The following is a 12,418-nucleotide window of genomic DNA, read 5'->3' on the forward strand; positions in this document are numbered from 1 at the left end:
TCTCTTGTTTCATCTGTCGAAAGAATTCTTAAAGAATTTGGAGATAATTATGTAATTAATTTTGCTTAACTACTTACCGGGCGCTGGGACAAGTCCGTACAAGACATCGGGGGCCAGTTGCTGGTTGTCAGTCAGTTTACGCTCTACGGCGACTGTCGCAAAGGTCGGCGGCCTTCCTTTGACCGAGCCGCCGCTCCTGAACGAGCCGAAATTTTTTATGATAAATTTGTCGAAAAGTTGCGCCAGAGCGGCTTAAAAGTTGAAACAGGCTTGTTTGGAGCGATGATGCAAGTCTCGATCGATAATGACGGGCCGGTGACTTTGGTATTAGAGAAAGAATCAGCGTGAATTGTTTGCAAACAAAGCTCTCTGTGCTTCTTCCTTCTTCCTTCTTCCTTCTGCCATAAGATCAAATTTGCAGATTAACCGGGTTTCCGAATTACTGTGCCGTAGCTTCAGAATACATTGCAGTTCGCTACACTCTGCCGAGTCTCGATTCCATAATCTCGATCGCCCAAAACGGCCTCAAATAGCCAGTTAGTAAATCGTCCACTCAGCCGCCTCGGAGCACCGTCAATCTTTTTCGCGATCGCCCTACCTTCGCAATAGCTCAGAATGCTTGTACAGTAAGGCTTTAACGGCAATAAAATCAATCTTCCACACCCAGCGTTTAGAATCAGATTCAGCAGCCAAAAACTGTTGCATGAGAGAGTGGAACACTGGCATCACTGCGGTTATCTCTACTTCCGTAACATTCAATGTATAGAGAGTTGAATCAGCACAGCAAGCGAAACCGCCAGCCACTGTCGCCTCACTCTCTGACAAATGTCCTCGCACACCCGCTGTGCCCTACCACCCGATTAACGCCATGACTCTCAAAGCTGCCACCAACACTGTCAACTGCAACACCGCTTCTGGCTTCAACTGCATTCCGGCTACCTCCAGCGAACCAAACGCCGAAATCAATACTGTTCCCAGCATCGATATCCTCGCTTTGGCTGACTTCGCCCTCAAAGAATTGCAAGCGGAAATGAAAACTCCCAGCCGCAGCGCTCAAGCAGTGGCGATGCGGATTGCTAAGGAAGTCGAACGGATTTGCCAAAAAAGCGATCGCATCCAAATTTCCGGCGAAGTAGAAGCTTGGCAAATCACCTTAGCCGAGCACCGGTTGCAAAAAACCCTGCAATACTACCGCCTCGGTTCCAAACAAGGCCGCGTCGAACTGCACTCCCACCTCGCGGCTATGATTTACCGCCACGTTGCTTCTTTCCGATCGAACTTGAACTTCCAAGCTCGCTACAACATGATTGAAGACTTTTTGCAAGGCTTTTACATCGAATCTCTGCGAGCTTTCCGCCGCGAACACCAACTCGATGTCACCTACCAGCCCCGCACGCAGCTAGAATTAGCTGAGTACATGGCTTTCACCGAACACTACGCCAAGCGCCAAATTGGTTTGCCCGGCCGCAACCGCCAACGCCTGATCGTGTTGCGCGCTCAAGGATTTGCCAAGGGCCAGCCTCCCGAAACTGCGATCGACATTGAAATGGCTGTAGAGTCGGGCAAGGGAGAAGATGCGGAAATTTACAGCCGTTCTCCGGCGCTGCAACAAGTGCGCGAGCAAATGGTATCGGAAACTGTCGATCCGGCTGATGCTGTGCTGCGCGATCGAGTAGTCTCGGAATTGATCGCCTATCTGGAATCGCAAAATCAGCCAGAATGCGTGAATTACTTAACTTTAAAATTGCAAGACCTTTCGGCTTCGGAAATTGACCGCGCGCTCGGTTTGTCTTCCCGCCAGCGCGACTACTTGCAACAACGGTTTAAGTACCACGTCGAAAAATTTGCCCGCACTCAAAATTGGAAACTCGTTCACGAATGGCTGGGCGCTGATGTCGATCAAAAGCTGGGAATGACTTCGGACAAATGGGAAGCATTTCGCGCTCAACTTGCGCCCGAAATGCAGCAACTGTTAGAAATGAAGCGGAATCAAGAAAGCGACAAGGCGATCGCCACCGCGCTCAAATGCACTCCCAAACAAGTCCAAAAACGCTGGGCGCAACTGTTGGAGCTGGCTAGCCAGACTCGCAACAGTAGCCAAGCTTAATTGGTACTCAAATATGAATGCAACTGTTTTCTTGAGACTGGAAAATGCGATCGGGTGCGGCACCTGCACAGGACTGCCCGCCCCGGCGTCCGCTCTCAAATCAACAAGCGCTGCTACTAATTTATCGCCGCTTTTTGGCAAATTCAATTTATTAAAACTACATTACTTTTTTTAATATCTTTCGTTCCCTGGTTAGGCCGGGGAATTGGTTTTTATTAGTCATCAGTTATTGGAAATTGCTGGCTGAAGAGGCGGCATTGCATATATTCATAATGATAGTTAAACATAGGGAGTAGCATAATCAAGGCAAAGTTTTTCAAATGTGTTTCCCCAAAATATCTCACATAAAAGTCTATTTTTAAAGTAATAAATTATGTCTATATTTTTCCGTTGATATACAGTATCAAAGTCTAATTGACAAATGTATTTTTTTCTAAAAACACTTAAAAACCCACTGTCAAACTTGAGGGAAATGAAGTCGATAAAAAATGACACTTCATCTATCTAAAGACAGAAAAAGATTAAAATAAATATACTCCTCGTATTATTCTGTTTCACTTAATCCTTCTTATGAAGGAAGCATCAAATTTGAGATATATCTAAAATAGGGGCATAACTTGATGTAGATAGAAAGGGAAGAGTTCGTATGTTACTTTACAAAATTGAAGATTTTAATCCCAACTACCGCGAAGCTGCTTTTAATGGCGAAGATATCAAAGGTCTGGATATCTATGCTGGAAATACAGATGAGAAGATTGGCTCTATCGATACCGCGCTAGTTGATGAGACAGGGCGTTTCCGATATTTTGTTGTTGACACGGGTTTCTGGATCTTTGGCAAAAAGGTATTAGTTCCAGTTGCTCTTTGTCGAGTTGACGTTGATGCAGAACGCATCTACGCGACGGGTTTGAAGAGTAAAGACCAAGCAGAAAGACTACCCAGGTATGAGGATGGGATGGTGGTGGATTACGATTATGAAGAACAAGTTCGGGGTGTTTATCGTACTCTAACTGTAGAAGCGTCTGCACCTGTAGAAGCATCGTTGCCTTTAGAAGCATCTGCACCAGTTTCTATGCCGCGTTCTGTCTCTAACCAAGCTAGCGCTGCTGGTTATGACCGCAACACCTACACTTACGAACAAGAGCCTCAATTGTATCAGATGAACGAGCGCGAGCATCACAAATTCCGACTCTACGAAGAACGACTGGTTGCAGAAAAAAGCCGTCACAAAGCTGGCGAGGTAGCAATTGGCAAGCGAGTAGAAACCGACACGGCACGAGTTTCAATTCCAACAGAAAAAGAGCGAGTTGTAATTGAGAGTGTAACTCCCGGAAAGGCTGGTGCGCCCGTAAATCGGGATACTCCCTTCAAGCAGAAAAAGGTGATGCGTATGGAAGTTTACGAAGAAACTGCTGATATCAAAAAAGAAGCTTTCGTGCGCGAAGAAGTTAACATCAGGAAAGAAGTTGAAACGGAGATTGTTGAGGCAACGGAAACACTGCGTCGTGAAGAGTTGGACGTGAAGAGGGAAGGGCGTTAGAGTGCGAATGAATTGTACAAGGTTTTGTAGTTGCGCTGTCTTCGCCCACATTAGCGTTGAAGCGCAAATACGCACCTAAAAAATCACTACAACTGCCAAAAAAGGAGGTGATTTTTCATGTTTAATTGCTGGTGTTTGCCGCTAATAAGTGTAGCATTCCTAGCTTTCTCGTTTAGCATCGGTGCGACAATTTTTTTAGTAAAGCCTGAGCCAGTTGCAGCTCAAGAAGCTCAGCAGGCCTTTCATCACCAAGCAAAACCACTTTGTCCTTGCGCTTCACTCCAAGGATGAAAGTGATCCGAAGAAAGGGCATGGGTAAAGCCAGCTTGTTCTGCCATTTGGACATATTTCAGCAGTTCGCTGGGCTTAAACTGTTCGTGGGAAGCGTGATAACCAATTTGTGCCATAAGTTTTTAGGAATTTTGAGTTGAGTACGGGCTGTACCCCCGTGCCCGCCCTGAGTTTTGAGTTAAAATATCCAGACTTAAAAGCAGGTGATTTAATCAGGAAGCCTTGTAAAAGTTTTGAGCTTTGAGTTAGATAAGTTTTTAATTAAAAAAATTGTTGTACTCAAAATTCATAACTTTCTGTATAACGGGCAAGCTTACGAACGGAAAATTCGCCGATAGCGAGCTTCAATTACCGAGTAGATACCATAGGCAATTAAACCCAAAGGTACTAGAGCCAAAATCACTGGACTAAAAGGTTGTTGTGCCAGAATTCCCAACACCTCGCCCAATCCCTTCGTTTGACTGGCATCCGATAGCCTTGCTGCTTGAATTAAGAAAAAACCGATTATAACGAAAACGATTCCACGCGCAGCAATTCCGAATCGACCCAACCGTGTCGCCCAAGTTTGCTCGGTTTGGCTCATTTTATCTAGCTTGAAATGGCGGCGAAATTTGGCTTTATATGCTTCGTAGAAATAAGCAAAACCTACACCAATAACAATTGCTCCCGCCAATCCTACCAGCCATTCTCCAAACGGTTGCGCTAAAATTTTGGCTGTCAAATCTTCGGTTGTATCGCTATTACCACCGCCCGAACCCATGATCAGTTTTACAGCCGTTAAAGCCAAACCTGCGTAAGCTAAAGCACTTAATGCGTAGCCAATGCGTTGGGCAATTCGCTTGGCATCCATTTTCTGTCCTTGGTGTTCTGGGTCGAGAATTGTCTGAACGATACGCCAAAGGGCATAACCAATAATGCCAATCGTTACAAGAAATAGCAGAAATTTACCGAAAGGTTGGTTAACAATTTCTGATAATGCACCGCTAGTATCGGTTGTCCTGCCGCCCATACTAAAGGCTGCTTGTGCTGCTAGAAAACCGACAATAAAGTAAACTAAGCCTTTGGAAGCATATCCCAATCTTGCCAGTCGCTCAAACCAGGGATGAGAAGCTGCCTGTCCAATTGAGTCTTTAATGCTGTCGGTGGGTGAGTTGTCCCGTTTCATATTTTTTATACTTTAGTTGTTAACGACTGCTGGCATAGGCAATGGTGCATTCCTTTCCAGTTAACTGAGTTTTTCAACAAATAATTTATGTTATTATATATATAATTTAATTATTAGCTTGTTTAGAGATTTTTGTCATCTGTCTTGAGCGGGAGTCTCATCGGTTGATTGATTGATAAACTTCACATAAATTGGGCTTGACAATTATAGCTTTATGGGTTATTAACGGACTTCCCTGATGGAGCCGTCTGCCAGCGGTCTAGTATATCTTTGATTAAAACTTCTTTAACCCAAATTTGAATAACAATTAGAATTGGTAGCCCTAAAAATAATCCCAAAAAGCCAAAGAAAAATCCGAATGCTGTCAAAATAGCTAAGGTGTAAGCGGGCAGCAGAGATACCTGCTTTTCCATAATGATAGGTGTGACCAAGTTGCCTTCAATTTGTTGAATTAGGAAATAAAGCAACAACACCGCGCCTGCTTTTGAAGGCGAATCTAATAAAGCCAGCAGCAGGGGTGGAATTACGCTTAAAATTGCGCCCTTATAGGGAATTAAGGCTAATATGAATGCCAGAAGCCCGTACACAAAAGGCAGTGGAACTTGCAACACAGACAAACCAATAATGCTTGTAATACCAATAAGACTCCTGCTTAATGCAACCCTGGCCAGCCAACCCATTAAACCCTCTTCCCATTTTGAGAGAATTTCATCGGCTCGCTGACGGTAAAAAGCCGGGAAAAGGCTGATAGTTGCGTGGCGGTATGGCATTAGATTTATCAGAAGCATGATGGTCAAAACGGTAATTAATAAGGTATTGAGAATCAAAATTAGATAGTTGGAAAATAGCCCATAAATATGCAATGTAGTCCACCGATAAAACGTTTTATTTTCTTGGCTTAAATCGTCAATAATGGAAAGGTTATAGAAAATTTATCCGGGTAATCTTGCTTGCAACTAATTGCTCCAAACTCGTAGTTGTTCTATTCCTAGCGAAGTTGGAACAACTATTGAAATTGATTGCTCAGAGGCGTTACGATGAGAGTTAGCAAGACAGCGATCGCTGTGAGTAGAATCGCAACTGCTAAGGCGATCGCCACTTCCGGCTTAGCACCCGACTGCTGCAATCTTTGCACCAAAATAGCAGTAATAGTTGCTCTTACTAAGGGAAATGGGCAAAATGCCTTGGGGTTAGCCTTATTCTTAGTAGCATCCCTAGCGTTTGTGGTGATGGACGATCGCTTGCCAACGCTGTTTGATTTCCTGTTTGTGCTTGCTGCCTTACTCAACGCCGGAGGCTGGGTTTTCGGACTGTTTTACCAACCGGGACTTTATGATGAAATTGTTTATGCTTTCACGACTTTTGCCGTGACTTTAGCATTGAGTTTTTTAGCATACAGTTCAATGCTGAGTATTTTTCGCAACCATAAACTGCTGTATTTGCTAACAATAACGAGTTTTGGGATTGCGATTGGTGCTTTGTGGGAATTTGCCGAATGGAGGGCTGGTATTGTTCTCTCAACCGGAGTGATTGAGAGCCTGAATGATACGATTATTGATTTGATTATGGATAGTTTGGGAGCTGCAATAGCTGCTCTAACTAGCTTATGGACGTTGCAAGAATGGATGCGCCCCAGTGCGACAGTTGGGAATCAAGCATCTATCGCCAATAGTCCGATCGATCGCACTTAACTCAAAGCTTTATCATAAATTTTTCCTCCATCATCTTCCATCAGGTGGATATTTTATTATGGCATCAGACAGATGGCAAGGTTGGGCTAGTTAGATTAAATAGAGATAGAAGCAAGATTTTCAGATGGTGAACAGAAACAAGAGACGTTTTGCCTAAGTCGATTTTTAAGACTCTAAATTCCCATTGTCGCAAGAAGTTGATTGTTCAGAACCGGGAGGATTTTAGGAAAATCAAATCAACCACAACGGCAGTGGCTGTGTTGAGTTCAACCTTTTATTTACCGGAAATTGCCTAATTCGGTTCCCAAACATCAGGCATCCTGTCCTGCCCTTAACTGACTTTTCAGGAAAACTATAAGAGCTAACCACAAGGCGATCGCTTGCGACAGGAAGACAAGCAGAACCTATTTCTTACCTCGTTTGTTTTGATGATCAATTCAGCAATAAGGTGTATATAATGACTCAACTGAATCAACCAGAATCCTTGTCGCAACCGCTGACCCAAAGCGAATTTGTCGCAACTTTTCGCTTGTTTAGTAGATTTAGCTTCTGGATACAGTTATTCTTTGGTGCTGTTTCCGGCATTGTTTTATTGTTTGCTATGTTGGGTCGCAACATGAGTGAGCAAACCAATAATAATGCAGGTATTGGTTTCGGGGTATTTTTAGCGATAGTTGGCCTGTTATTGCTGTGCTTTAGAATTTTTTGGGATTTTCGCTATAGGCTTTTAGGCAGACTTTTGCACGCCGAAAATTCCCAGGTATATCCCAGCAAAGAACATATTACTCACACCTTACGGATTGGATTAGTTTCTAGTTTGGTGGGGGTATTAATCGCGTTTGTCGCTTCAGAAGAAACAGTGGCTGTAGTGCTAGCGAAAACTCTTAGTCAGCCCCAAGCTATGGCAGCTTATGCGCCAGAAAATGTGATTCGTTCCCTAGATATTTTTGTGACGATGGCAAACGTCAATCTGATTGGCGCTCACTTTTTTGGAGCTGTTACTTCTCTTGGGTTACTCAATTGGGTTGAAGATTAGTTGGCAGCATTGGCGATCGCTAAAGGCAAACACAACTCCTATGCCGTCAGGAGTTACAAGCGTTGGCAGATTTAACTAAGGTTGTTGGTTTTGCACTGTCTTGGTGAAAGAGAGCTAAGGCAGTGCAGCTACAAGCTAAACAACTTGGCTATTTGGATGAACATCTAATCGGAAATTGGTAGCGGTTGCTCCTGCTAAGGGTAATCAGCCTGAGCAACCGTTTTTTTATTTAAAAAACGTAATTAATTAATTTATTATCTTGATAGAGATTTCATCTACCTTTATATTGATAGATATATCTTTAATTGGGACAAACTACTTTGCTAAGGGCGACAGAATGCACATCCTGTTCAACTTTTTGCTGAACCAGTATCTGTTTTTGGCCCTGGCGCGTCAAGAATCCACAGCATTGCGCGATGGACTAAAAATCTTACCGGATATTCCTGATATTTGTCAGTGGCTTAATTTTGTGCGCCACCATGATGAACTGACGCTAGACCGCATTACTTCATCGGAACGAGAGGAAATTTTTGCAGCATTTGCCCCTGATGAAACTATGCAAATTTTCGGGCGCGGGATTCGTCGTCGCTTACCACCGATGATGGGAGGCGATCGCGGCCGGATTGAACTGGTCTACAGCTTGCTTTTCACTCTGCCTGGTACACCGATGCTGCGCTATGGCGAAGAAATTGGCATGGGCGATGACCTTTCGCTGGAAGGTCGAGGCAGCGTCCGCACGGTGATGCAATGGTCAGATGCAGCGAATGGTGGCTTCTCGACGGCTGCAACTGATGCCCTTGCCAGACCTGCGATCACCCACGGAGAATACGGTTACAAACAAGTCAATGTCGCCGCAGCGCAGCGCGATCCTGGCTCATTAATTAACTGGATGGAACGTGCAATCCGCATCTGCAAGCAATGTCCTGAGTTGGGTATGGGCAAGTGGCACATTCTGGAAACCGACTCTCCCTCGGTGTTAGCCCACTGCTGCGACTGGCAAGGCAGGACGGTGATCGCTGTCCACAATCTAGCCGACAAGCCTTGTACCGCTACGATCAAATCTAACGAATACAGCAATCTGTTCGATTTATTTGGCGATCGCCTCTATGAATCTATCGATGCCGACTCGCCCTCTATTCCCTTAGAATCCTACGGCTATCGCTGGTTTCGAGTCAATCGAATCCTGGGGTAAAAAAGTTAATGTTGAGGGGAGAACTAGCGACGTGGACTGTTAGGAATGTACTTAGCAGCTTCCTTGTCTGGAAGCGGTTCTATCTGACCTTGATTGACCAAAGCTTGATGAATTAGGGCAGTAGCACTACCCCGACTGAGCAACTCGTTCGGATTAAGAACTCTGGGATCTGGATAGTTGACCACTATCTTTGCCTTTGTCGCTGCTGCCACTGGCTCAACCGCATATTTAGGAAGTTTCTCGGCATCTTTATAGTACGAATTGAGAAAATCTAATGCCGAATTTTTAGCAGGCGCAGTTGCAGCTTTTGTCGTTGTTGGTGGAACAGCCTTAGCCGATTTAGGTGCGGGCGCAGCCGCAGGCTGCTGCCTTGCCACTACAGGTAATAACGGCTGCATCAAAACAGTCGCTGCGAGGGGAAATGCCAAACGGTTCCTAGCAATTCGACGTTTATTTACTGGAGTTGGGCTTGCTGGAGTTGCAGCAGCTCGATCAGTTTTGACAACAGGGGGATTGTAATCCATATTTAAACCCCTCATTAACACAACTAATGCTTGTGCCTTAGTCAAGGGCTGCTTCGGACGAAACTCCTTTCCGGGAAAATCATTCATAAATCCTGTTTCATAAGCTTCTTTAATCGGAGTTTCTGCCCAATAGTTTTTAGGCACATCTTTAAAGTAACTTCCACTCGGTATCTTTCTAATGCTTGCTCGATTAAAAGCTTGGTGGATCATCGCCGAAAATTCATCCCGATCCACAGCCTGTTTGGGTCTAAAAGTTCCGTTTAGATATCCGGTAACAATCTCTTTTTCAGCTAAGGAATCAATAAACGGACGCGCCCAGTAATTCGGCGGTACATCAGGAAATTTCGATTTAGCTTGTTGAGCAGCAACTTGCTGGGAACTTAGCACAAAGCCAGTGCCACGGACACTAATGGCTAAAGCTAAAAATGCTACGCTGATTGACTGTAAATGCCTGCGATTAGACATGAGAAATCTCCTCCTGATTTTTGCATTTTTAACGAGACTCTTTGGCTGATTTAAAGCGGATTACTTTTTTTTCGATCCGATTCCCATTCTGTTTTTACATCTAACTCTTCGCGACGTACTGTGTCTGTTGCCTCAACCGTATCTCGATCAACTTCTTTTCTGACTTGCACTTCCTCGCGCACGAACGCTTGCTTTTTGATATTGACAGTTTCTTCGTAGATTTCAAAATGTGCCGTTTCTTGTTGCTTGAAGGCGGTATCTGGAGTTACTCGACTCCCTGCATATTCGGGAGTAGTACGCTCGATCGCAACTCGCTCTTTTTCTACAGGAACCTCGAGTTTTACCGTTTGGGTTTCAACTTGCTTGCCAATTATTACCTCGCCTGTTTTGCGACGGGTTTTATCTGCAACTAATCGTTCTTCGTACAGTTTGAGTTTTTGATGATCCTGTTCGTTCATCTGATACAATTCAGGCTCCATATCGTAAGTATAGGTATCCCGGTCATAAGCAGGTTTACGAGCTTGAGGCGAGACAGAATGTGTTGTAGAAACTGGAACAGGTGCTTCTAAAGGTAAGGATGCTTCTACTGGTGCAGACGCTTCTACTGTTGAAGTCCGATAAATACCCCGCACTTGTTCTTCATAATTGTAATCAACTGCGATTCCATGCTCATACCTGGGTAGTTTTTCCACTTGGTCTTTACTCCGCAAATTTGTAGCGTAAACGTGCCGCCCCTTAAAATCAATGCGACAAAGAGCGATGGGAAGTAAAACTTTTTTGCCAAAAACCCAAGAACCAGTCTCTACCACAAAATAGCGGAAACGTCCTGTCTCATCTACCAGCACAGTATCGATCGTGCCAATTTTATCATGGGTACTTCCGCCATACACATCCAGCCCTTTGATATCGTCCTCCTCAAAAGCTGCTTGGCGGTAGTTGGGATTAAAATCCTCAATTTTGTAAAGTAACATTGTTGTTTCCTGTACTATCTACATCAACTTGTGTACTTACTTTAGATAGATATCAGTTCTCCTACTTCCTTCTTATGAATGATTCAGCAAATTGAATATCGTCAAGATAGCGATATTTTTTTAAATTTTTCTATCTTTAGGTAGATGAATTTAGCTCTTTTGTCCTGAAATTGATAAATTTATCTAATTATTCGTAGGTTGGGTTGAGCATAGCGTTACCCAACTATCTCAGGCTAACAAGTTGGCTTTCGTTCTAAGGGTTCCAACCTACAACCTTTATGCCACAAGCTAAGCTCTCACAACGTTTTATCGGGTTTTCTTATCACGTCTACTACGGGAGAGCCTACAAAATTAAGGACATCTATAACTAGCTGCTGGGGGGTTTTTTCTGAATGAGATTTCGGTTTATGAGCGAAATTACTACTTTTGATATTTAAAATTTTCAAATTAAAAATATTAGGCCCATCGGTAGATATTCTGGTAATGATGATTAAGTAAAATTAAATTACCTTCAACAAAAAAAATGATCGCGTAACGCAGGGGTTAATCTTTTATGACTTATCCAGATCGATCGGGCAGTGAACTCACTGAGCCTACAATCGTCAATCCGCCGGTGGATTACCACGACCAAGTGAGGTGGGGGCCAATTTTGGCAGGAATTGCGATCGCTCTGGGTACTCAACTAATTTTAAGCGCTTTGGCAATGGCGATCGGATTAAGCGCGGGTGCAACAGGTGCCGATGCAGGTTCCGTTGGTATTGGGGTCGTAATTTGGTCGATTATCAGTTTGCTGATTTCCCTATTTTTGGGCGGTTGGGTGATGGCTCAAAGCTGCGGCCCGATGACCAAGAAAACAGCATTTTTGAATGCAGCAATTCTTTGGGGAGCTACATTAGCACTTAGTGCTTGGTTATTAGGAAGCGGGATATCGGGTGCTGTTGGCGCTGCCGCTGCTAATGCTGGAGAAATTGCCAATCAAGTACAACAACAGGGCGGCGTTAATATACCGAATCAAGCGCCGAATGTAGACCCAAATCAAGTTCGCGATATAGCTGGTAATACAGCTAAAGCTACTTGGTCATTTCTACTTGGCTCTTTGCTGAGTTTGGCAGGGGCAATGATTGGTGCTGCTCTTGGCGCTCGCAAACCTCGCGTTTATGCTTGATGAGCGATGATAAAACCTGAAAATTCAACAAGCACAGGAGCGAGTCGAATTATTTTATACCATTGAAATGATGATTCATCCTTTCTTGGAGAAGGTCAATCACCCGGCGCTGCTCGGAGTACCGAGACAGCGCGGGCACAGAAATTGCCGAGTTGACCAGTCTAAGTGGTTCGCCCACTACGTTTAAGGTAAGCGTTCAAGTACCTACCAGAAAATGCGTGCTAGTTTTCTGCTCTAGAACTTAAAAGTTAAACAGGTGTAAGGGTTAAGC

12 protein-coding genes and 1 pseudogene are annotated in these 12,418 nt (G+C 44.2%); 7 read left to right on the forward strand and 6 right to left on the reverse strand.

What is annotated here, in order from left to right; all coding sequences use genetic code 11:
• Positions 1 to 75 precede the first annotated feature (75 nt).
• A pseudogene (gene dtd / locus QUA04_RS26130) lies at positions 76 to 348 on the forward strand (D-aminoacyl-tRNA deacylase); the annotation flags it as partial.
• A 246-nt stretch (positions 349 to 594) separates the two neighbouring features.
• Here dtd and QUA04_RS26135 read toward each other — a convergent pair.
• Entirely contained in the window at positions 595 to 825 is a 231-nt protein-coding gene (locus tag QUA04_RS26135; protein WP_333262743.1) for a hypothetical protein, read from the reverse strand.
• A gap of 43 nt (positions 826 to 868) precedes the next feature.
• Between QUA04_RS26135 and QUA04_RS26140 the strand changes: the two genes are divergently transcribed.
• Together QUA04_RS26140 and QUA04_RS26145 are read left to right on the forward strand one after the other, a co-directional pair.
• Positions 869 to 2,107, forward strand: a complete 1,239-nt coding sequence (locus tag QUA04_RS26140) for a HetZ-related protein (RefSeq protein WP_333262746.1) — start codon at positions 869 to 871, stop codon at positions 2,105 to 2,107.
• Positions 2,108 to 2,753: 646 nt separating this feature from the next.
• Positions 2,754 to 3,647 carry a DUF2382 domain-containing protein gene (locus tag QUA04_RS26145; protein ID WP_333262749.1) on the forward strand — a complete coding sequence of 298 codons (894 nt, stop codon included), beginning with the start codon at positions 2,754 to 2,756 and terminating at the stop codon, positions 3,645 to 3,647.
• 245 nt (positions 3,648 to 3,892) lie between these two features.
• Here QUA04_RS26145 and QUA04_RS26150 read toward each other — a convergent pair whose 3' ends face one another.
• The 3 genes from QUA04_RS26150 to QUA04_RS26160 all read right to left on the reverse strand — a co-directional run bounded on the left by QUA04_RS26150 (position 3,893) and on the right by QUA04_RS26160 (position 5,966).
• Entirely contained in the window at positions 3,893 to 4,054 is a 162-nt protein-coding gene (locus QUA04_RS26150; RefSeq protein WP_333262751.1) for a hypothetical protein, read from the reverse strand.
• Between the two features lie 197 nt (positions 4,055 to 4,251).
• The gene (locus tag QUA04_RS26155) at positions 4,252 to 5,103 is read right to left on the reverse strand and encodes a DUF1206 domain-containing protein (protein WP_333262754.1); all 852 of its coding nucleotides are present in this window, start codon (positions 5,101 to 5,103) and stop codon (positions 4,252 to 4,254) included.
• Positions 5,104 to 5,315: 212 nt separating this feature from the next.
• Entirely contained in the window at positions 5,316 to 5,966 is a 651-nt protein-coding gene (locus QUA04_RS26160) for an AI-2E family transporter (protein ID WP_333262757.1), read from the reverse strand.
• Positions 5,967 to 6,140: 174 nt separating this feature from the next.
• Here QUA04_RS26160 and QUA04_RS26165 point away from each other — a divergent pair, with 174 nt between their 5' ends.
• The 3 genes from QUA04_RS26165 to QUA04_RS26175 all read left to right on the forward strand — a co-directional run bounded on the left by QUA04_RS26165 (position 6,141) and on the right by QUA04_RS26175 (position 9,022).
• Positions 6,141 to 6,794, forward strand: a complete 654-nt coding sequence (locus QUA04_RS26165; RefSeq protein ID WP_333262759.1) for a hypothetical protein — start codon at positions 6,141 to 6,143, stop codon at positions 6,792 to 6,794.
• 457 nt (positions 6,795 to 7,251) lie between these two features.
• On the forward strand, positions 7,252 to 7,830 hold the full coding sequence (locus QUA04_RS26170) for a DUF3611 family protein (RefSeq protein WP_333262762.1): 579 nt from the start codon (positions 7,252 to 7,254) through the stop codon (positions 7,828 to 7,830).
• Positions 7,831 to 8,167: 337 nt separating this feature from the next.
• Positions 8,168 to 9,022, forward strand: a complete 855-nt coding sequence (locus tag QUA04_RS26175; protein ID WP_333262765.1) for an alpha-amylase family glycosyl hydrolase — start codon at positions 8,168 to 8,170, stop codon at positions 9,020 to 9,022.
• A gap of 23 nt (positions 9,023 to 9,045) precedes the next feature.
• Here the strand turns inward: QUA04_RS26175 and QUA04_RS26180 are convergent, their stop codons facing one another.
• Both QUA04_RS26180 and QUA04_RS26185 read right to left on the reverse strand, forming a co-directional pair.
• Entirely contained in the window at positions 9,046 to 10,011 is a 966-nt protein-coding gene (locus tag QUA04_RS26180) for an S-layer homology domain-containing protein (protein WP_333262767.1), read from the reverse strand.
• A 50-nt stretch (positions 10,012 to 10,061) separates the two neighbouring features.
• Positions 10,062 to 10,982, reverse strand: coding sequence for a DUF2382 domain-containing protein (locus tag QUA04_RS26185; protein ID WP_333262770.1), 921 nt, complete (start codon positions 10,980 to 10,982; stop codon positions 10,062 to 10,064).
• A gap of 553 nt (positions 10,983 to 11,535) precedes the next feature.
• Between QUA04_RS26185 and QUA04_RS26190 the strand changes: the two genes are divergently transcribed.
• Positions 11,536 to 12,147, forward strand: coding sequence for a hypothetical protein (locus QUA04_RS26190; RefSeq protein ID WP_333262773.1), 612 nt, complete (start codon positions 11,536 to 11,538; stop codon positions 12,145 to 12,147).
• Positions 12,148 to 12,418: the final 271 nt, after the last annotated feature.

It is taken from the genome of Microcoleus sp. S13_C5, assembly GCF_036700845.1.
GTDB lineage: Bacteria > Cyanobacteriota > Cyanobacteriia > Cyanobacteriales > Microcoleaceae > Microcoleus.